Annotated in this window: 19 protein-coding genes; 12 read left to right on the plus strand and 7 right to left on the minus strand. The window is 65.3% G+C overall.

The genetic code is table 11. From position 1 onward, the window contains the following. Positions 1 to 126 precede the first annotated feature (126 nt). The 6 genes from greA (at position 127) to H2LOC_RS12560 (ending at position 6,493) form a co-directional block, all read left to right on the plus strand. Positions 127 to 603 carry a transcription elongation factor GreA gene (gene greA, locus H2LOC_RS12535; RefSeq protein ID WP_136496691.1) on the plus strand — a complete coding sequence of 159 codons (477 nt, stop codon included), beginning with the start codon at positions 127 to 129 and terminating at the stop codon, positions 601 to 603. Next, entirely contained in the window at positions 600 to 1,697 is a 1,098-nt protein-coding gene (locus tag H2LOC_RS12540; RefSeq protein ID WP_154331658.1) for a mitochondrial fission ELM1 family protein, read from the plus strand. Before greA ends, H2LOC_RS12540 begins: the two co-directional genes overlap by 4 nt. Positions 1,698 to 1,763: 66 nt before the next feature. After that, positions 1,764 to 2,720 carry a thioredoxin-disulfide reductase gene (trxB, locus tag H2LOC_RS12545; RefSeq protein ID WP_136496692.1) on the plus strand — a complete coding sequence of 319 codons (957 nt, stop codon included), beginning with the start codon at positions 1,764 to 1,766 and terminating at the stop codon, positions 2,718 to 2,720. 23 nt (positions 2,721 to 2,743) lie between these two features. Further along, positions 2,744 to 2,983, plus strand: a complete 240-nt coding sequence (locus H2LOC_RS12550; RefSeq protein WP_136496693.1) for a CDGSH iron-sulfur domain-containing protein — start codon at positions 2,744 to 2,746, stop codon at positions 2,981 to 2,983. Between the two features lie 250 nt (positions 2,984 to 3,233). Further along, positions 3,234 to 5,396 (plus strand): glycine--tRNA ligase subunit beta, encoded by a 2,163-nt coding sequence (glyS, locus tag H2LOC_RS12555; protein WP_136496694.1) that lies wholly within the window; start codon positions 3,234 to 3,236, stop codon positions 5,394 to 5,396. Positions 5,397 to 5,503: 107 nt separating this feature from the next. Beyond that, complete coding sequence (locus H2LOC_RS12560) at positions 5,504 to 6,493, plus strand: amidohydrolase family protein (RefSeq protein WP_136497105.1); 990 nt, start codon at positions 5,504 to 5,506, stop codon at positions 6,491 to 6,493. Between the two features lie 120 nt (positions 6,494 to 6,613). On the opposite strand, the gene H2LOC_RS12565 is transcribed toward H2LOC_RS12560, so the two are convergent. Next, positions 6,614 to 7,852, minus strand: coding sequence for a penicillin-binding protein activator (locus H2LOC_RS12565; RefSeq protein ID WP_136496695.1), 1,239 nt, complete (start codon positions 7,850 to 7,852; stop codon positions 6,614 to 6,616). Positions 7,853 to 8,063: 211 nt separating this feature from the next. Between H2LOC_RS12565 and rsmI the strand changes: the two genes are divergently transcribed. Next, positions 8,064 to 8,978: a 16S rRNA (cytidine(1402)-2'-O)-methyltransferase gene (rsmI, locus tag H2LOC_RS12570; protein ID WP_136496696.1), complete on the plus strand. Its 915-nt coding sequence runs from the start codon at positions 8,064 to 8,066 to the stop codon at positions 8,976 to 8,978. Continuing rightward, entirely contained in the window at positions 8,975 to 9,358 is a 384-nt protein-coding gene (locus H2LOC_RS12575) for a YraN family protein (protein ID WP_136496697.1), read from the plus strand. The genes rsmI and H2LOC_RS12575 overlap by 4 nt, the downstream gene beginning before the upstream one ends. 61 nt (positions 9,359 to 9,419) lie before the next feature. Here H2LOC_RS12575 and H2LOC_RS12580 read toward each other — a convergent pair whose 3' ends face one another. Then, positions 9,420 to 9,836, minus strand: coding sequence for a DUF2267 domain-containing protein (locus tag H2LOC_RS12580; protein WP_136496698.1), 417 nt, complete (start codon positions 9,834 to 9,836; stop codon positions 9,420 to 9,422). Between the two features lie 224 nt (positions 9,837 to 10,060). Between H2LOC_RS12580 and H2LOC_RS12585 the strand changes: the two genes are divergently transcribed. After that, positions 10,061 to 10,909 (plus strand): NADPH-dependent oxidoreductase, encoded by an 849-nt coding sequence (locus H2LOC_RS12585; RefSeq protein WP_136496699.1) that lies wholly within the window; start codon positions 10,061 to 10,063, stop codon positions 10,907 to 10,909. 21 nt (positions 10,910 to 10,930) lie between these two features. Here the strand turns inward: H2LOC_RS12585 and H2LOC_RS12590 are convergent, their stop codons facing one another. After that, entirely contained in the window at positions 10,931 to 12,334 is a 1,404-nt protein-coding gene (locus tag H2LOC_RS12590; RefSeq protein ID WP_136496700.1) for an amino acid permease, read from the minus strand. A gap of 112 nt (positions 12,335 to 12,446) precedes the next feature. Here H2LOC_RS12590 and H2LOC_RS12595 point away from each other — a divergent pair, with 112 nt between their 5' ends. The 3 genes from H2LOC_RS12595 to H2LOC_RS12605 all read left to right on the plus strand — a co-directional run bounded on the left by H2LOC_RS12595 (position 12,447) and on the right by H2LOC_RS12605 (position 13,888). Next, positions 12,447 to 12,737 carry a nucleotidyltransferase family protein gene (locus tag H2LOC_RS12595; RefSeq protein WP_136496701.1) on the plus strand — a complete coding sequence of 97 codons (291 nt, stop codon included), beginning with the start codon at positions 12,447 to 12,449 and terminating at the stop codon, positions 12,735 to 12,737. Beyond that, positions 12,734 to 13,105: a HepT-like ribonuclease domain-containing protein gene (locus H2LOC_RS12600; RefSeq protein WP_136496702.1), complete on the plus strand. Its 372-nt coding sequence runs from the start codon at positions 12,734 to 12,736 to the stop codon at positions 13,103 to 13,105. Before H2LOC_RS12595 ends, H2LOC_RS12600 begins: the two co-directional genes overlap by 4 nt. 90 nt (positions 13,106 to 13,195) lie before the next feature. Next, positions 13,196 to 13,888: an SDR family oxidoreductase gene (locus H2LOC_RS12605; RefSeq protein ID WP_136496703.1), complete on the plus strand. Its 693-nt coding sequence runs from the start codon at positions 13,196 to 13,198 to the stop codon at positions 13,886 to 13,888. On the opposite strand, the gene H2LOC_RS12610 is transcribed toward H2LOC_RS12605, so the two are convergent. The 4 genes from H2LOC_RS12610 to H2LOC_RS12625 form a co-directional block, all read right to left on the minus strand. Further along, positions 13,889 to 14,620 (minus strand): ABC transporter ATP-binding protein, encoded by a 732-nt coding sequence (locus H2LOC_RS12610; protein WP_136496704.1) that lies wholly within the window; start codon positions 14,618 to 14,620, stop codon positions 13,889 to 13,891. Then, positions 14,583 to 15,326 carry an ABC transporter permease gene (locus H2LOC_RS12615; protein WP_136496705.1) on the minus strand — a complete coding sequence of 248 codons (744 nt, stop codon included), beginning with the start codon at positions 15,324 to 15,326 and terminating at the stop codon, positions 14,583 to 14,585. Before H2LOC_RS12615 ends, H2LOC_RS12610 begins: the two co-directional genes overlap by 38 nt. Beyond that, entirely contained in the window at positions 15,323 to 16,309 is a 987-nt protein-coding gene (locus H2LOC_RS12620; RefSeq protein WP_136496706.1) for an ABC transporter substrate-binding protein, read from the minus strand. The genes H2LOC_RS12615 and H2LOC_RS12620 overlap by 4 nt, the downstream gene beginning before the upstream one ends. Before the next feature lie 216 nt (positions 16,310 to 16,525). Then, on the minus strand, positions 16,526 to 18,616 hold the full coding sequence (locus tag H2LOC_RS12625) for a family 8 glycosyl hydrolase (protein WP_136496707.1): 2,091 nt from the start codon (positions 18,614 to 18,616) through the stop codon (positions 16,526 to 16,528). Positions 18,617 to 18,672: the final 56 nt, after the last annotated feature.

The raw sequence follows: 18,672 nt of genomic DNA on the forward strand, positions 1-18,672 counted from the left end.
TGAGCCTTGAGGCTCGAGTTCCAGCAATGAGTGATTCGCCCTCCCCCGGAGCGTCGCCGGGCGGAGCCGTAAAAGCCTTTTTCCCGGAGCGAAGGCCGGGAACGACAGAATGAGAGAGCAGGAACTATGGTGGAAAAGGTGCCCATGACCGTCGGCGGCCACGCCGCCCTGGAGGAGGAATTGCGCCGCCGCCAGCAGATCGAGCGCCCGCGCATCATCCAGCAGATCGCGGAAGCCCGCGCGCATGGAGATCTTTCCGAAAACGCCGAATATCACGCGGCCAAGGAATCCCAATCCCTCAACGAGGGGCGCATCGCCGAGCTCGAGGACAAGCTGTCCCGCGCCGAAGTCATCGACGTGACCAAGCTCTCCGGCTCCACGATTAAATTCGGGGCGACCGTGACCGTGCTCGACGAGGATACCGAAGAGGAAAAGCGCTATCAGATCGTCGGCGAGGCCGAAGCCGACGTGAAGACCGGACGCGTCTCCATCACCTCGCCGATCGCCCGGGCGCTGATCGGCAAGAAGGCCGGCGACACGGTCGAGGTCAAGACGCCGGGCGGCGGCAAGAGCTATGAAGTCCTGACGGTCGCCTTCGTTTGAGCGGCCCGGGATCGGGCGGCGGCGCCCTTGTTGCCGTCCAGCCCCTTTCGATCAAGCTGCGCATCCTCTCCGACGGCCTCGCCGGACATGAGGCCCAGACCCTGGGCGTCGCCGAGGCGCTGGGGCTGGTCCCCGAGATTCGGCGCGTAAACCCGCGGCTTCCATTCGCGGCGCTCGCGCCTTTCGGACCGATCGACCCCCGCGAATCGCCTCGCTTTCCCGGCAGCCCGGTGGGGCCGCCCTGGCCCGACATGGCCTTCGCCTCCGGGCGGAGAACCCTGCCCTATCTGCGCAGGCTCAAGCGCGAATCCGGCCGCCGCGTCTTTACGGTCTATTTCAACGCGCCGGCCAACGGCCGGACCGCCGCGGATCTCATCATTGCGCCGATGCACGACGGGCTGTTCGGCCGCAATGTCGCGACGCCGCTCACGCCGCCGAACCGCATCTCCGCGGAGCGGCTCGCGAGCGCCCGCCGCACTCCCGACCCCCGCGTCGCCTCCCTGCAAAAGCCGCGGGCGGCCCTGTTGATCGGGGGAGACAACCGGCATTTCCGCTTCAGGCCGCCCGACGCCATGGCGCTCGCCGACATCGTGCGCGCCCTCTTCGCCCAAGGCTACAGCGTGATGGCGACAGCCTCGCGGCGCACGCCCCGTTTCGTGGCGGAGGCGGCGGAGGCCGCCTTGCGCGAGGGCGGCGGCTGGCTGTGGGACGGCGAGGGCGAAAACCCCTATCTCTCCATGCTGGCCAGCGCCGACGTCGTCGTCGTCACCGCGGACAGCGTCAATATGGTGGGCGAAGCGGCGGCGACCGGCGCGCCGGTTTATATCTTCGCCCCCATCGGCGGCCATCGGAAGATCGCCGATTACCTCGCGAGACTGGAGCGGCTCGGCGCGGTGCGGCCATGGCGGGGCGTGGTCGAAAGCTGGCGCCATGAGCCCGTCAATTCCACCGATTCGATCGCCGCCTCGATACTGAAGGCCTATGAGATCTTCCGCGGCCTGACCCCGCCATTGCCGCCGATGCGGGACGACGAAGACGAAGAAGACGTTGAAGATGGCGAAGATGACGATTGCGACGCCGGACATAATGATTAGATTGCGGCTATCCCGACCGGACATCCGATAGGCCCGGCCCGTTCTCCAACCGGAAGTTCCCGTCCCATGCCGTCTGCCGCCGCAAAGCACTCCCGCGTCATCGTGCTGGGCTCGGGCCCCGCCGGCTATACGGCGGCGATCTACGCCGCCCGCGCCATGCTGGAGCCGGCGCTGATCGCCGGCTTCGAGCAGGGCGGCCAGCTCATGATCACCACCGAGGTCGAAAACTACCCCGGCTTCGCCGAGCCGATCCAGGGCCCCTGGCTGATGGATCAGATGCGGATGCAGGCGGGGCATGTGGGGGCGACGCTCGTCTCCGACCATATCGTCGAGGCGCGGCTCGGCAAACGCCCCTTCGAGCTCCTCGGCGACTCGGGACAGCTCTACAGCTGCGACGCGCTCATCGTCGCCACCGGCGCAAAGGCGAGATGGCTCGGCCTCCCGAGCGAAGAGAAATTCAAGGGCTTCGGCGTTTCCGCCTGCGCCACCTGCGACGGCTTTTTCTTTCGCGGCAAAAAGGTGATCGTCGTCGGCGGCGGCAACACCGCCGTCGAGGAGGCGATTTATCTCTCCAATATCGCCTCCCATGTCACCCTGGTCCACCGGCGCGAAGAGCTGCGCAGCGAGCGCGTGCTGCAGGAGCGGCTGCGCCAGCGCCCCAATGTGGACTTCCTGTTCGACCATGTGATCGACGAGATTCTGGGCGAGGAAAACCCGCTTTCGGTCACCCATGTGCGGGCCAAGAACGCAAAGAACGGAGAGACCAGGACTCTTCCGGTCGACGGGGTGTTCGTCGCCATCGGCCACAGTCCGGCGTCGGAACTCTTCAAGGGCCAGCTCACCCTCAAGCCCTCGGGTTATATCGCGGTGGAGCCGGGAACGACCCGCACCAATATCCCCGGGGTTTTTGCGGCGGGAGACGTCGCCGACGAGACCTATCGCCAGGCAGTGACCGCGGCCGGCCTCGGCTGCATGGCCGCGCTCGACGTCGAACGCTATCTTTTGGGCCCGGCGAGCGTCTAACCCTAAAGGGAACTAAAAATCCTATGACCGAACGCGTCGTCTATATGAAGAAAGCCATGCCGGTCGAAGTCGAAGCGGGCAAGACCTATTATTGGTGCGCCTGCGGCCGCAGCGCCGCCCAGCCTTTCTGCGACGGCGCGCATCAGGGAACCGGCATCGAACCCGTCGCCTATAAAGCCGAGGCCACCGGCAAGGCGTTTTTTTGCGGCTGCAAGGCCACGCAAAAGGAACCGCTATGCGACGGTTCGCACAAGAATTTGTAAGTCGCGAGACGCCGCCCCACCCTCCCCTTTAAGGGGGAGGGTCGCACCCGCAGGGTGCGGGGTGGCGTGATGTTTACTTAAGGAAAGCGCGTCTCCAGAGCGGAGATCGTTTCACCCCACCCCGGACTGCTTCGCAGTCCGACCCTCCCCTCGAGGGGGAGGGTTTGGCCCGGCGCCCGGGGGATGCTGCGCCCCCACACTCCTCTTTGAGGGGGGAGGGTGAAGCGCCTTCGAAGAAATAAGCGAGCCCATGCCCGACCTTCTGCTTGAACTTTTTTCCGAAGAGATTCCCGCCAGGATGCAAGGCCAGGCTGCGGAAGACCTGCGCAGGCTCGTCACCAACGCCCTGGTGGAGCGAGGGCTGGTCTATGAAGGCGCCGCGAGCTTCGCCACGCCGCGCCGTCTCGCGCTTCATATCGCCGGCCTGCCGCCGCGCCAGCCCGACCTGCGCGAGGAGCGCAAAGGCCCGCGCGTCGGCGCGCCCGACGCCGCGATCCAGGGCTTTTTGAAAAGCGCCGGTCTTGCGACGCTGGAAGAAGCGACGATCCAGAAAGACCCCAAGAAGGGCGAATTCTATGTCGCGGTGATCGAACGCCCCGGCGCCGACACCATAGATCTGCTCGGCGAGATCATCCCCGAAACCATCCGCAGCTTCCCCTGGCCAAAATCCATGCGCTGGGGCGAAAGCTCGACCCGCCCCGACGCGCTGCGCTGGGTGCGGCCGCTGCATTCCATCCTCGCGACCTTCGGGCCGGAGACCGAGACCCCGGAGATCGTGCGCTTTTCGGTCGACGGGATCGAATCCGGCAACAAGACCTTCGGCCATCGGTTCATGGCCCCGCAAGCCATCGAGGTCCGGCGCTTCGACGATTATGTGCCGGCGCTGGAGCGCGCGAAGGTCGTGCTCGACGCCGCCCGCCGCCGCGACATCATCCTGCATGACGCGCGGAATCTCGCCACCGCCCAGGGGCTGGAGCTGATCGAGGACGCCGCTCTGCTGGAAGAAGTGGCGGGGCTGGTGGAATGGCCGGTCGCGCTGATGGGCTCGTTCGACGAGGCCTTTCTGTCGATTCCGCCCGAGGTGATCCGCGCCACCATCCGCGTCAACCAGAAGTGTTTCGTGCTGAAGCGCCATGACGGGACGCTGGCCAACCGCTTCATCCTGGTCTCCAATATCGAGGCCAGCGACCATGGCGAGACCATCGTCGCCGGCAATCAGCGCGTGATCGCGGCGCGGCTCTCGGACGCGAAATTCTTCTATGAGACCGACCTCAAGACGCGGCTCGAAAACCTGCTGCCCAAGCTCGAGAAAATCGTGTTCCACGAGAAGCTCGGCACTCAGAGCGAAAGGGTAAATCGCGTCGAAGCGCTGGCGCGGGAGCTCGCGCCTCTGGTCGGAGCCGACCCGGAAAAGGCGGCGCGCGCGGCGAAGCTCGCCAAGGCCGATCTCGTGACCGAAATGGTCGGAGAATTCCCTGAGCTGCAAGGCCTGATGGGCCGCTATTACGCCAGCGCCCAGGGCGAGGACGCTTCCGTCGCCGCCGCCTGCGAGGAACATTGGAAGCCGGTGGGGCCGAGCGACCGGGTTCCCAGCGATCCGGTCTCGGTCGCCGTGGCGCTGGCCGACAAGATCGACACACTGGTCGGCTTCTGGGCCATTGACGAGAAGCCGACCGGCAGCAAGGACCCCTATGCGCTGCGCCGCGCGGCGCTGGGCGTGATCCGGTTGATTTTGGAGAACAGGCTGCAATTGCGGCTTCTGCCGCAATTCGACGGGGCTTTCCTGCTCGCAGACAGCGCGATAGCAAAGGCAGGGAAGCAAACCGGGCCAACGCTGGATAACCGCTCGCCCGACCTCCTCTCTTTCTTCATCGACCGCCTAAAGGTCTACTTGCGCGATCGGGGGGCGAGATACGATCTGATAGACGCGGCTCTCGGCGCGCAGCTCGCCGGCGAAGGCGAGCAGCGCGAACAGGACGATCTCGTCATGATCACAAGCAAGGTCGACGCTCTCTCCAAATTCCTCGACACCGACGACGGCAGAAACCTGCTCGCGGGCTTCCGCCGCGCGGTGAATATTTTGAAGATCGAGGAGAAGAAGGACGGCGCCGGCGCCTATGACGCGCCCCACGCCCCCAATCTGCGCATCGAGCCTCAAGAGCATACGCTCGCCGCGGCGGTTGCGCGGGCGCGCGAGGAAACCGCCGAAAGGCTGAATCGGGAAGATTTCGAGGGCGCCATGCGCATGCTGGCAAAGCTGCGCGCTCCGGTCGACGCCTTCTTCGACGATGTGACCGTCAACGCCGAGAACAAGGATCTGCGTCTCAACCGGCTGCGCCTGCTCAATGAATTGCGCAAGGCGATGCTCGGCGTCGCCGATTTCGGCAAGGTGGCGGGGGAAGGCGCGGCGTAATACAGGGCGCGAAATGCCGCGGTGACCGATTACGGAAATAAAGCCAGATTGGGGCAAGAAGCGGCGGCGTCTACAGCGTGGACGCGCCGCAACCCGAGGGGCTTTTGATGGACGGCAAGATCGGGCTCGAGGAGCATTTCGGCGTCGCGGATTTTCTTCACGACTCCGAAGGCGTCGTGCCCGCGGATCGTTGGCCGGAGCTGAAAAGCAGGATCCTCGACATCCATGACCGCCGTCTGCGCCTGATGGACGCGTTCGGCATGGAAATGATGATCCTGTCGCTGACCTCGCCCGGAATTCAGGAAATTCCCGACGCCCCGACGGCGATAGAAACGGCGCGGCGATTGAACGATTATCTGGCCGAAGAGATCGCCAAACGACCGGACAGGTTTCAGGGCTTCGCGGCGCTGCCGATGCAGGACCCCGACGCCGCCTGTCTGGAGCTGGAACGCTGCATCGGGACCTTGGGCTTTCGCGGCGCCCTCGTGAACGGCTTTACCGAGCTCGGCGAGAACCGGGAGGCTCTCTACTACGATCTGCCCAGATATCGGCCGTTCTGGGCGCTGATGGAGCGGCTCGGCGTCCCGTTCTACCTCCATCCGCGCAATCCCTCGCCCCGCAACGCCGGCGTTTACGAAGGCCAGGAATGGCTGATGGGGCCTACCTGGGCTTTCGGCAGCGAAACCGCGACGCACGCCCTGCGCCTGATGGGATCGGGCCTGTTCGACGAGCACCCGAACCTCGCCATCCTGATGGGGCATCTCGGCGAAGGTCTGCCTTACAGCATCTGGCGCGTCGACAATCACAACGCCTGGGCCAAGGCGCCGCCCAAGCATAAGGCGAAGCGCGGCCTGCGCGACTATTTTCAGGAGAATTTCTACCTCACGACTTCGGGCAATTTCCACACGCCGTCGTTGATGTGCGCGATGGCTGAACTGGGGTCGGACCACATCCTGTTCTCGACCGATTGGCCTTTCGAAAACATCGATCAGGCCGCGCTCTGGTTCGATTCGGTCGACATGAGCGAAGCCGACCGCCGCAAGATCGGCCGCACCAACGCGCAAAAACTGTTCAAGCTCGGCGGCGACGCGCGGTGAGCGCCGATCCAAAACATCCCTCGCGCCGAACGGTTCTGACATCGGGCGCCGCCCTTGTCGGCGGCGGCGGCCATCGCCCGGCGCCCCCTGCCATGCCTTGGGCCGGCCGAGCCGCCAGAGCTACGACCCGTTCCCGGCCAGCGTCTTGGGCGCGGGGGCGAGCACCTTCGCCTGTCCGCCGCTGATCTCCAGCACCGAAAGGCCGCGCTCATTGGTTCCGTCGGCGCGGAAGCGGAACAAGCCGTCGGCGCCCTTGAAGCCTTCCGGATTGGTGAGCACGCTTTCGGCGAAGCGCTGCGAGCCCTGGACCCGGGAGAGCGCAAGGGCGAGCGAGACCGCGTCATAGGCCTGGGAGGCGATGCGCACGGGCTCGGTGTTGAATTTCGCGCGGTAGCGCGAGGCGAAGGCGTTGAAGCCGCCGTTTTCCGGCGCCGAGAACCAGGCGCCCTGCATGGCGGGAAGCTTGAACACGCTCGGGTCGTTCCAAAGACCGGTGCCGAGAATCTGCACCCGGTTCGAATCGAGATTGGCCGCGGTGAGATCGCGGGCGATCGGGCCCATGGCGTCGGCCTGTTCGAAGATGAACAGCGTGTCGATCTGATCGGCGACCGAAGCGATGCGCCGGATGGCCTCGCCGGCGGCGCCGGGTTTGAACCGCTCGATCGTGAGCACCCGAAGCCCGTGATTGGCGGCGCTCTGCTGGAACTGGGCCAGCGCAATGGTGCCGTAATCGGTATCGGGGATCAGCGCCGCGACCGACTTCTTGCCGCGGTCGGCGGCGAAGGCGATGATGCGCTCGACATAGCTTTCCACCAGGAAAGACACGAGATAGGAACCCCGCGCCGCTGCGGAGCTGTCGGTCGTGAAAGCGATCAGCGGCTTGCCTGCGGCGCGGGCGACGCGGCTTGCTTCTTTCACATTGGCGGCGGAGACCGGGCCGAGAATGATCTCGGCGCCGCCGTCGACGGCGGCCTGCGCCGCGGCGGCAGCGCCCGCCGGGGAGGAGTGGTCGTCCTTCACCAATATGCTGGCGTCATTGGCGCCGGCGTCCATATAGGCGAGCTGGGCGGCGTTGCGCAGCGAAGCGCCGACCACGGAAGGCCCCGACGCCTGGGTCAGAGGCGCGATCAGGGCGATCTTGATGGGGCCGTTGCCGATCTGCTCCGTCACCTCGGCCGAAGCCGGCCCAGGCGGCGCACCCACATTGGGCGCGCTCAGCTTGAGGTCGCGCCCCCCAGGAATGCCGGGCCCCGCGGCGGGGTTGCAGGCGGAGAGAAGGAGGGCGGCGAAAAGGCTCAAGCCGGAACGCAGGCGCGGTCCAACCGCGCCCCAGGACGACACCCGCTTTGTCTCGAGCATGAATTCAAGATCCCCGGACGGCGGCGAATGCTCCGATCCTGTCCCGCCACATAGATTCAAGGCCCAGAATAGGCCCGTTTAGGCGCGTCAATGTCAATAGACCTGTGAAAATCGGCAATTTGTCGCGATGTCGCGGCTTGCGGCCGGCATATTCTCCGTTCTATAAAAAGAACGATTGAACATTAGACCGAACGCGCCGCGGGGAAGCCATATGGCAGAGGAAACGACCGTCGGACCGGGCGGGGGCTATGCCGCTTTCGGCCTTCGGGCGGAGGCTGAGCCGATCGCCCCCGGTCTCCATGTGGTGGCGACGCCGATCGGCAATCTGAAGGATATTTCCTTCCGCGCCCTGGCGACGCTCGCGGCGGCCGACGCCGTGATCGCCGAGGACACCAGGGTCACGCGCAATCTTCTGGCCCATTACGGCATTTCGACTCCCCTCGTCGCCTATCACGAGCACAACGCCAAGGTGATGCGTCCGCATCTGATCGCGAGGCTCGAGGCGGGAGCGGCTCTGGCGCTGGTGTCCGACGCCGGCACGCCGCTGGTCTCCGATCCCGGCTTCAAGCTGGTTCAGGAGGCGCTGGAATCGGGCGTCAAGGTCACCTCGGTGCCCGGCCCCTCCGCCGTCCTCGCCGCTCTGGTCGTCGCCGGCCTGCCGACCGACCGGTTCTTCTTCGAGGGTTTTCTGCCCCATAAAAGCGGGCCGAGACGCGCGCGCCTCGCCGAACTTTCCCGCATTCCCGGCACGCTGGTGTTCTTTGAAAGCCCGAGACGCGTCGCCGAGACGCTGGCGGACTGCCTCGCTGCGCTCGGCGACCGCGACGCCGCCATAGCGCGCGAGCTGACCAAGCTTTTCGAGACCGTGCGGAGAGGGCGCCTGTCGCAACTGGCGCCGGAACTCGCGCAGGAGGAGCCGCCCAAGGGCGAGATCGTGCTGTTGATCGCACCGCCCGAGGCCGACGCCGCGGCGCTCGAAGAAGCGGAACTCGACGCCAGGATCGAGGAGGCGCTGGCGCTCCACTCGGTCAAGGATGCGGCCAGCGTGGTCTCGGCGGCGACCGGCCAGCCCCGCAGGCAGGTTTACGCTCGCGCGCTGCAGCTTTCGGCCGGGCGAGAAAAATGAGGAAAGGCTCGGCCGAGGACAGGCGCCGGGCCACCCATGACGCCGGCCTGCGCGCCGAGCGGGTCGCCGCCTTTTGGCTGCGGCTCAAGCTTTATAAGATTCTGGCGCTCCGGTACCGGGTCGACGGCGGCGAAGTGGACATCATTGCAAAGCGCGGCGACTCCATCGCCTTTGTGGAGGTCAAGACGCGGCCGAAGATGGAGGAGGCGCTCACCGCGATCACGCCCCAGAAGCGGCGACGTCTTTCGATCGCCGCCGCCCGCTGGCTCGGGGCCAACCCCTGGGCGGCGAATTACGCCCTGCGTGGCGACGCCATATGCATCGCGCCGGGCCGCCCGCCGCAGCATGTGATCTGCGCCTTCGAGCTGCGCCTCGGATGATGGGCCGCGGCGTATCCCCTCTCCCCGCAGGCGGGGAAAGGGAGTCCGCCCCGCTCGCGATTTAAGATTTCTGCGGCCATAAAAACGAAGAAAGCCCAGGAATCTCGTCGGTCATGATCTGCAGCTTGCCCCGGCCGATGACGAGCTCGGCCTGACCGAAAATGGCCTGTGCCAGCTTCTGCAGTTGTTCCGCCGAAAGCCCCATGCCGGCGAGGCGGGTGGTGAGAACGACGAGATCGCCCTTGGCTCCGCCGACGGTGCCGCCGATCTTGCCGATGATCCCGCTCACGCCCTTTTGAGGAGCCGCAGCCGCCGCGGCGACGGCTTCCTCCGCGCCCGGGAAATTGGAGATCAGCTCGTCGGCCGGCCCCTGCGGATGGCGCTGCTGCAAAAATCCAAACACATGGCCCACGGCCAGTCTCACGAGTTCCTTGTCAACCCCCAGATTCTGGGCGACTTGCCCCAGCCATTCTTCCATTTATCGACTCCCGACGGCGCTCGGTCTCTCCTATCACATATTGCGACGCAGCAGGAAATCTAAAGCCTTGCAGCAGCCTGGGCCCGCGCCCGGCTGGACAGGAGCGGCTTATCGGGGCACAAAGCCTCGACCGCGGGAAAGCCCGCAGGCGTTTAAAAAATTTTCCAGCCGAGGCTCCGCCGGTCGTCGAGGGGCGTTCGCGCTGCACAATCGCCGAGGCCCAGATGAACCAACCGATTAAGGACGCCAAAACCCTCGAGGGCGCGGCCGCCACGTTCGCGCGCTATCGCCGCGACGACTCGCCGAAGCCGACCCAATGGAACGATACGCTGGAGCTCTTGCTCGCGCATCGTTCGCATCGCGCCTTCCTGCCGCAGAAACTGCCCGAAGGCGCGCTGGAGACGATCGTCGCCGCGGCCCAGTCGGCCTCGACCTCGTCCAATCTCCAGGTCTGGAGCGTCGTGGCGGTCACCGATCAAGAACGCAAGAACCGCCTCGCCGAACTCGCGGGCGGACAGCAGCATGTGCGCGACTGCGCGGTGTTTCTGGTGTGGCTTTCCGATCTCCACCGCCTCGAGCAGCTCGCCAAGGCCGGGGGCCGCGAGGCGGCGGCCCTCCCCTATCTCGAGCTCTTCATGACCGGCGTCGTCGACGCCGCGCTCGCGGCCCAGAACGCCGTGGTGGCGCTCGAATCCCTCGGGCTCGGCTCGGTCTATATCGGCGCCATGCGCAACAAGCCGGAGGAAGTGGCGAAGGAACTCGCCCTGCCGCATAACGTCTTCGCGGTTTTCGGCATGGCGGTCGGCTATCCAGATCCCGCCGTCGAAACCGGGGTCAAGCCGCGCCTCGGACAGGCGGCCGTCCTGCACCATGAGCAATATTCCTTCGGCGAGGCCCAGCTCGACGCCGTCAATACGCTCGACGCAAAATTCCGCGATTTCCAAAAAGAGCAGAACCTGCCCGAGCAGGGATGGATTCGTCAGGTGCTCTCGCGCGTGCGCGGCCCCGACGCCATGAGCGGCCGCCATCGGCTGAAGGAAATATTGGAGTCGATGGGCATCGGACTGAAGTAGGGCCGCAGCGCGCCGTCTCGCTCACCGATCCGGATTTGCGAGACGGCTGCGGAAACGGCCGTAGAAGGCGTAGACCGCCAGGCCCAGCGCCAGCCAGATCACGAAGCGCTCCCAGGCGACGCCCGGGAGCTTGCTGAGCAGCCACAGCGAAAAGCCGACCCCCACCAATGGCGTGAAGGGCACGAAGGGTGTGCGGAACCGGCGCTCCGCGTCCGGCCGGCTGCGCCGCAGGGCGATCACCGCGAAGCAGATGACGACGAAGGCGGAGAGCGTGCCGATATTGACCAGCTCCGCCACCTCGCGAATGGGAAAGAAGCCCGCTACAGCCGCGCAAACGGCGCCCGCGACGAGGGTCGGGCGGTAGGGGGTCGCAAAGGCCGGATGGGGCTTGGCGAACCAGTCCGGCAGCAGGCCGTCGCGGCTCATCGCAAACCAGATGCGCGCGCAGGCGAGAAGAAAAGCCAGCATGACGCTGAGAAGCCCGGCCACGGCGGCCACCGAGACCACCGCGGCGACCCAGCCCATGCCGAGCCGGGCGAAGGCGCTGGCCGCCGGCGCGGCGTTGTTCAGCGTGTCGTAGCGGACGATCCCGGTCAGGGCCAGGGACATCGCCACATAGAGCGCCAGCGAGACCCCGAGCGACAGCAGCACGGCGCGGGGCAGATCGCGCTGGGGATGCTCGGATTCCTCCGCCGCGGTGGTCAGCGTGTCGTAGCCGAACACCGCAAAGAAAACGACCGCCGCGCCTTCGACCACCCCGCCGAAGCCGAAAGGCATGAAAGGCCGCCAGTTCTGCGGATCGATATGCGGCGCGGCGGCGAAGATGACCAGCAGCACGGCGCCGAGCTTGAGAAGCACCATCCCGGTGTTGAAGCGCGCGCCCCATTCGGTGCGCAAGGTCAGCAGGCCCGCGACCCCGAGACTGCCGACGACGGCCACGAGGTCCACGACATAGCCCTCGCCCGCCCCCGGCGCCCCGCGCGCCCAAAGCGGCAGCTCGACGCCGAACTGCCCCAGCAGCGCGGCGACATAGCCCGACCATCCGATCGAGACCACCGCGACGACGAGGGCGTATTCGAGCAGAAGGTCCCAGCCGATGATCCAGGCGACCAGCTCTCCGAGCACGGCGTAGGCATAGGTATAGGCGCTTCCCGCCACCGGGATCATCGAGGCGAATTCTGCGTAGCACAGGGCGGCGGCGGCGCTCGCTACCCCCGCGATCAGAAAGGAAAGCGACACCGCCGGCCCGGCCTGGGTCGCCGCGACGACGCCGGTGAGCACGAATATGCCGACGCCGATGAGACCGCCGAGGCCGATGGCGGTCAGTTGCCACAGGCCCAGCACCCGGCGCAACTGGCCGTCGCCGCGAGCTTCCGTCTGCAGGGTCTCGAGTTTTTTGGTGCGGAAGAGCTGTCGTCCGATCATGGCGCGCAAGATGAACCGCGAGGCTCGCGCCCGCAAGACGGGACGGCGATCAGCGGGGAGCGCGCTTCCCTCCCCCTTGCGGGAATCGGCCGGTTTGACCTAGATTTTGCCCATGAGACCATCAATCGCCCTTGAAGCTCATCGAGAAGAAATCCGTCGGATCGTCGCTGCGAACCGGGGATTGAATCCGCGAGTCTTCGGTTCTGTTCTCCATCGCCAGGACACGGAGAGCAGCGACCTCGATTTGCTTATCGACGCTGCGGACGGCTTCAGCCTGTTCGACATGGCGGCGATCGCCGTTGCGATCGAAAACCTCACACATACAAAGGTCGATGTCAGGACTCCCGAAGATTTGCCGATGAAGTTCCGCAGCAAGATCGTCGCGGAAGCAAGACCCCTATGACGGCAATGAAGGCGCGACGGGTCCGCGACTACATAGAACATATCGTCGCCGCCATCGGGCGCATTGAATCCTATGTCGAGGGAATTGATCGCGCGGCTTTTATCAAAAGTTCCCTGGTCCAAGATGCGGTCATTCGCAATTTCGAGATCATAGGCGAGGCGGCGAACAAAATCAGGACCGTCGCCCCCGAATTCGCGCAGCAGCAAGCGCACCTTCGCCTCGAACTCGCCTATGCCATGCGAAACGCGCTGACGCATGGCTATGATTCCGTCAATCTGTTGACCGTATGGAACACAATTCATAACGACTTGCCGACCATGAAACAGCAAATGGCGGAGATACTGCGCGCCCTAAAATACGACGAGTGAATAACCTCCACCGCGGCGGATCAAGACGGTCTCTCTCGAATATCTCGCGGGTCGGGTTATATGGATCGAGATTGCTGCGCGGAGAGAAACATGAGCGAACATTGGCTGATCGCGGGGGCGAACAGGGGAATCGGGCTGGAGCTGGTCCGGCAATTGATCGCCCGCGGGGACCGCGTGACGGCGAGCGTGCGCAACGACGAAGCGCGCGCGGCTCTCGCCGCAAAGCTCGCGCCCCAGCACGCCGAGGTGGAGACCCTGGTCTTCGATTCGAGGGATTTTGAAGCCGTCTCGAAGGCCGCACGCTCCGCCGGCGCAGGGTTCGATGTCGTCTTCGCCAACGCCGGCGCCTTTGGACCGTCGCCCCAAACTGTGCTGAACATGGACTTCGGCGCGGCGCTCGATCTCTTCTCCATCAACACTCTGGGCCCCTTGCGCGTGGCGGAGGCATTTCTTCCCCGGCTGAAAGGCGCTGCCAATCCGCGGATCGCGCTGATGTCCAGCGAGCTCGGCTCCATGGCCAACAAGAATCCGGGGGCGGCGATCTATTCCGCCACCAAGGCGGCGCTGAACAAATTGGCGCAATGTCTCGCCGAGGAGCTGAGCCCCCAGGGGGTGACGGTGGTCGCCCTGCACCCCGGCTGGGTCAAGACCGATATGGGTGGCCCCAATGCGCCGCTCGGCGTTACCGAGAGCGCGGCGGGTCTGCTCGCGACGATCGACGGGCTCAGCCTGAATGACAGCGGCGGGTTCCTCAATTATCGCGGCGAGACCGTGCCCTGGTGATCACCTCAGCGAAGCTATGATCGACCGGGCGCGCCGCTCCAGCGCCTGCGCCGCCTCCGGCGTCATGCGCCGCCGCGGGGTCTCGACCACGAGCTCGGCCGCAACCTGCGCGGGGCGGGACGACAATATGAAAATCTTGTCGGCGAGGGCGATGGCTTCGCCAAGATCATGGGTGACGATCAGCGTCGTCACATGAGTCTGGTCGATCAGCGCCGAGATTCGCTCGCGCAGTTCGACCGCGAGGGCTGCGTCCAACGAGACCAGCGGCTCGTCCAGCAGCAGAAGATCGGGCTTGATCGCGAGCGCCCGCGCCAGCGACACGCGGCGCGCGAGGCCGAGCGACAGCTCGCCCGGAAAATGCGCGGCATGGCTCGAGAGCCCCAGCGCAGCGAGCAAGGCGTCGATTTCGGCGTCCGTGGCCTCGGGCGCGGCGATTTTCAGATTGTCGGCGACGGTCCGCCACGGCAGCAGCCGCGGCTCCTGAAACACCACGCCGAGACGCCCGTGGTCCGGCAGGCCCACCCTCCCCGAAAAATCCTTCTCGAGCCCGGCGACGATACGCAACAGAGTGGTCTTGCCGCAGCCGGAAGGCCCCACCACGGCGCCGGCCTCGCCGCGCCGGAGAGTCAGGCGCAGACCTTCGAGCGCGCGCTGGGGACGCCCGCTCGCGGAAACATAGTCCTTCGAGGCGATTTCAATATCGAGCAGCGTTGCTGCGCCAGCGGGAGACATGTCGTTCAAGCGGCTGAACCAGAAATGACTCGACTCCGAGCATGATCGCGACGAAGGGCAAAGCATAGGCGAGCAGCAGGCGAACGTCGAAAAGCTGGAAGGCGACGTTGATCTCGAAGCCGACGCCGTTCGAGCGCCCGAGCAGTTCTACCACGAGCGCCAACTTCCACACCAGCGAGAGTCCGGACCGGGTCGCCGCCGCGAGATAGGGCGCGAGCTGGGGCAGCACGATATGACGCAGCCGCACGCCGGCCGGCAGGCGGAAGGCCTGCGCCATCTCGTCGAGCATGGGGTCGAGAGCCCGCGCGCCTTCGCGAATGGTCACGACGGCGCCCGGCAGCTTGTTGACGGCCACGGCGCCGATCGCGGCCGCCTCGTTCAACCCGACCCAGATATAGGCGAGGATGATGACCACCAGCGCGGGCAGGTTGAGCAGCGCCACGAGCCATGGATCGAGCAATTTGTCCGCCAGCCTGCTGCGGCCCATGGCGTAGCCGAGCGCCGAGCCGAGACTCATGGCGAGCGCAAAGGCCGCGAAAACCCGCGCCAACGTAGCTCCGAGATTGACGAAAAGGGCGCCCGATCTGGCTTCGTCGATGATGGCCTCCAGGACCGGAACCGGTCCCGGCAGGCTGCGGGGATCGGCGAAATGGGACGCCGCCTGCCACAGAAGAATCATCGCCGCGAAGGACGCCAGGCGGATCAAGGCTTGCCCTTCGTTTCCTCATAGAAAACAGCGGAGTCGAGCGATTTCGCCGGTCCCACAAGCTTCTCGCCCCCGATCGAGGCGAGCACCGAGAACAGCGCGGTAAGATCACGACGTTGCTGGGCGGGATCGCCCTTCGGCGTCGCCTCGACATAGCGCGTGCGATAAAGCGCCAGCGTCGACTTATCCTTGGTGCGGATGCGCGCGGCCGCCGCCTGCCAGGCTGCGTCATCCGAAGCAATGAGCGCCCTCGCCTTTTTCATCATCGCGAAAAAGCGCGCCAGCGCGCCCCCGCGAGAGGCGGCGAAGCTCTCCTTGAAGACGAATCCCGTCACGATCGGATCGTCCTGCGCGCCGAGGGATTTCTCCACCTCGGTCATATCGATCGCCCGCGCAAACCCCTGGGCTTCGAGATCGACGGCGAAATTCCAGAACTCCAGCACGGCGTCGATCTCGCCCTGGCGAGCTTTTTCGGCGAGAAGCGGCGGCGCTCCGTAAAGAATGGTCGCGCCCTTCTCCAGATCGACGCCCTGCTTCAAGGCGAAGGCTTTTAGCAGAAGCCAGCTCTTATCCAGCGGTCCGCCGGCCACGCCGAGCTTTCTGCCGACGAGATCCTTCGGACTGCGAATATGAGGGTCTTTGGTCATGACGGCGCCGATGCCCGTCGACGTCGGATAGAAAAGAAGCTTCGCCCCGCCCGCGCGCTCGCGCGCAGCCCACAGCCAGTCCGACACGATGAGATCGGCGGAATCTCCCTGGAGGGCGATCTTGCCGGCGTCGGTCGAGGCAAGCTCGGCCACCTCGAGTTCGAGGTCCGCATCCTTGTCGAGCTTGAAGGCGGAAACGACCGCGAGATCCCAAAGCGTGGTCCCGGTCGCCTGCACCGCGAGCCGCAGTTTGTCCGCGGCGCGGCAGGGCGGCGAAAAGGCGAGCGAGAGGCCGAAAAAGGGAAGGCAAACGAGAGCGTAGACGCTGCGGCGCATGGGAAATCCCGGTAGGTCCTGCCCCGCTCTTAGCGCGCTTTCCGCTCGAACGAAACCGTTCGTGCGATCAGAATTCGCGCAACCTGCTCGGCGGAGCGCATTCTCGTCGCAAAAGTCGTCAACTTTTACGGAATGCGCTCGGCGCGCTTTCCGCTCGAACGAAACCGTTCGTGCGATCAGAATTCGGGCAACCCGAAAAAGCGAAGGGCTTTCGCCTTATTCCGGCGGGGGCATGTGCTTGTGGTAGGTCTTGCGCTTTCGAAACGCATAGGTCGACCTCGACGGGTGGGAGTGGGTTTTTTCCTCCGACGTGTGGTGGCCGCTCGTCTCTGCCGCGGGTTCGTCTTCGCTCGGCCTGTTGCGGCGGAAATCCGCCCGCGCCGCATCGATGAGCGCCATTCCCTCATAACCGTTGAGAGGGTAGACGGCGAAGCCGGGCGGAGAGAAAACCGCGCCCATGGCTGCGAGTTCCGAGCGCTCCACGCGCGCATACAAGCGCGGGGCGATGTTTTTCAAATCCGAGGCGTTGGCCAAAAGGCAAATGCAAACCAGTATTTCCTTGCGGTTGAGCACCGCGACGTTATCGGTCGCTCTCAGAGCGCTGCGAAGGCTGGCCGCCAGCGCCTCGACCTTGGCGTCGGCCTCGACAGGCCCAACTTCTTTTTCCAGCGCCTCGAAGGAGGGGACCTCGATATAGATCAAGCCGATCGTCCGGCTGAGACGCACGCAGGCGGCCGCCGCGACCTCGATTTCCTGGGCGAGCGTCGGAATATGCTTGGTCGCGGTGAAGGGACTATGCGGGAGGGTCCGCGGCACCAGGGGCAATTGCTTGCCTTCGAGGGCGGGACCGATCGCCGACACGGCCTCGGAGACGCGTTTTTCTTTTTCGTCGACGGGGGTTTCCCGCGGGGGGGCGGTCTTGCGCTGAATGATCCAGATGAAGGCGGCGACGGCGATCATAACTTCGGCCGCAACCCGGAAATAATACACCGGGCCTATTTCGTCCTGAACCGTCAGCAACTCCTCGCCGCCGTCGTCCGGGGGAATCTTTCTGTTCACGAGTAGCGTGGCGTCCTCGACCAGCTTCTGGTCGCCGGGGCGCAGTTCGTCGGCCTGCGGAAAGACCGCGGCGAGAGAGGCCGGCTCCGGGCGCCAGGAGTCGGAGATCAGGTTCCGGGCTTTTACCGCATTCAGGCAGGGCCCTCCCTGCATCTGCGCCGCGATCACCGACAGCAGATGCAGCGTGGCCGGATAGTAATTCTGGTTGGCGTTGAAATGGTAGAATTCGTCGGGATAAGGGATGTGCATCGCGGCGCAATGGGTGATGGCCGCCAGAGCCCGGTAGCCGGGTTCCCTGAGCGCGATCTCGGGCTTTTGGCCGCCTTCCCCGCCGAGGGCGAGCAGATGAATATGAGGCGCGTCGACGGGCCATGCCTTTACGAAGCTGCTCAACCGCTGCGGCGTCGCCTCGGAGGCCCAGAACAGATAAAGCGGTATGCGGATGGCGTCATAGCCGAAGCGGGCGTTGAATCCTTCGGCGGGGGCGAGCTTGTCGCCCAGGATCGCAAGCCAATCCAGCGGCAGACGCGAGGTCCCGAAGCGGGCCTTCTCGGTCAGCGCCAGTCCCGATTGAGCCAGCTTGTTCCAGTCAAACTTCGGCTGGATCTGCGCAAGACGTCGAAAGGCCGGATAAACCCAGTAGGACAGGTTGATCACCGGGCCGTCGGCGCGTTCCTCCTCCGAAAAACCATGAGCCCCGGGGCTCAGGACCGGCCCGAAGCTGTTGTTCGGAGTAACCGACTTTATGAGGATGTCGGCCGTGATGCGGCGCGCCGCCTCGAGAAAGGCGGGCTCGCTCCAGTAATCGGACGCCTCGGCGAGCCCCCAGGCGATCAGAATGTCGCCGTCGCTCGCATTATTGACTTCCACCCCCTGCGCCGGACTTCCGGTCCACTTCCAGGCGGCGAGATTGTCCTTGCGGATCAGGAGATGGGATTTGGTCCAGGACCAGATTGCGTTGAACGCCTCGCGGTCCCCCGCCGCCACCGCGAGGATCATGCCATATCCCTGCCCCTCGCTATGGCTGCAGCGATCGTTGCCGGTGTCCACGATCCTCCCGCTCTGATCGAGGAATCGAGCCTTGTAGGCGGACCAATCGGGACCGTTTTGGAGAATGCCCCCGATACGCGCCGGCGCCTGAAGCTGCGTCAACTGATGCGACGCCCCGATCTGCCCCAGTGAAGCCTGAATAGCCAGGCACTGCCAAAGGGCCACGAACACCAGCAAGCGGCTTGATCCGGAAGGCATTTTTGTTCCCGGTGAGAGGATCTAAAGAGCAATTGAACGGCTTTGGGCGGCCGCTG

Origin of the sequence: Methylocystis heyeri, assembly GCF_004802635.2 — a bacterium.
GTDB lineage: Bacteria > Pseudomonadota > Alphaproteobacteria > Rhizobiales > Beijerinckiaceae > Methylocystis > Methylocystis heyeri.

What these genes read in the sequence shown, in the direction of transcription:
- greA (WP_136496691.1), top strand. Translation starts at nt 127, where the DNA reads ATGGTGGAAAAGGTGCCCATGACCGTCGGCGGCCACGCCGCCCTGGAG.
- trxB (WP_136496692.1), top strand. Translation starts at nt 1,764, where the DNA reads ATGCCGTCTGCCGCCGCAAAGCACTCCCGCGTCATCGTGCTGGGCTCG.
- H2LOC_RS12550 (WP_136496693.1), top strand. Translation starts at nt 2,744, where the DNA reads ATGACCGAACGCGTCGTCTATATGAAGAAAGCCATGCCGGTCGAAGTC.
- glyS (WP_136496694.1), top strand. Translation starts at nt 3,234, where the DNA reads ATGCCCGACCTTCTGCTTGAACTTTTTTCCGAAGAGATTCCCGCCAGG.
- H2LOC_RS12560 (WP_136497105.1), top strand. Translation starts at nt 5,504, where the DNA reads ATGGACGGCAAGATCGGGCTCGAGGAGCATTTCGGCGTCGCGGATTTT.
- H2LOC_RS12565 (WP_136496695.1), bottom strand. Translation starts at nt 7,852, where the DNA reads ATGCTCGAGACAAAGCGGGTGTCGTCCTGGGGCGCGGTTGGACCGCGC.
- rsmI (WP_136496696.1), top strand. Translation starts at nt 8,064, where the DNA reads ATGGCAGAGGAAACGACCGTCGGACCGGGCGGGGGCTATGCCGCTTTC.
- H2LOC_RS12575 (WP_136496697.1), top strand. Translation starts at nt 8,975, where the DNA reads ATGAGGAAAGGCTCGGCCGAGGACAGGCGCCGGGCCACCCATGACGCC.
- H2LOC_RS12580 (WP_136496698.1), bottom strand. Translation starts at nt 9,836, where the DNA reads ATGGAAGAATGGCTGGGGCAAGTCGCCCAGAATCTGGGGGTTGACAAG.
- H2LOC_RS12585 (WP_136496699.1), top strand. Translation starts at nt 10,061, where the DNA reads ATGAACCAACCGATTAAGGACGCCAAAACCCTCGAGGGCGCGGCCGCC.
- H2LOC_RS12590 (WP_136496700.1), bottom strand. Translation starts at nt 12,334, where the DNA reads ATGATCGGACGACAGCTCTTCCGCACCAAAAAACTCGAGACCCTGCAG.
- H2LOC_RS12595 (WP_136496701.1), top strand. Translation starts at nt 12,447, where the DNA reads ATGAGACCATCAATCGCCCTTGAAGCTCATCGAGAAGAAATCCGTCGG.
- H2LOC_RS12600 (WP_136496702.1), top strand. Translation starts at nt 12,734, where the DNA reads ATGACGGCAATGAAGGCGCGACGGGTCCGCGACTACATAGAACATATC.
- H2LOC_RS12605 (WP_136496703.1), top strand. Translation starts at nt 13,196, where the DNA reads ATGAGCGAACATTGGCTGATCGCGGGGGCGAACAGGGGAATCGGGCTG.
- H2LOC_RS12610 (WP_136496704.1), bottom strand. Translation starts at nt 14,620, where the DNA reads ATGTCTCCCGCTGGCGCAGCAACGCTGCTCGATATTGAAATCGCCTCG.
- H2LOC_RS12620 (WP_136496706.1), bottom strand. Translation starts at nt 16,309, where the DNA reads ATGCGCCGCAGCGTCTACGCTCTCGTTTGCCTTCCCTTTTTCGGCCTC.
- H2LOC_RS12625 (WP_136496707.1), bottom strand. Translation starts at nt 18,616, where the DNA reads ATGCCTTCCGGATCAAGCCGCTTGCTGGTGTTCGTGGCCCTTTGGCAG.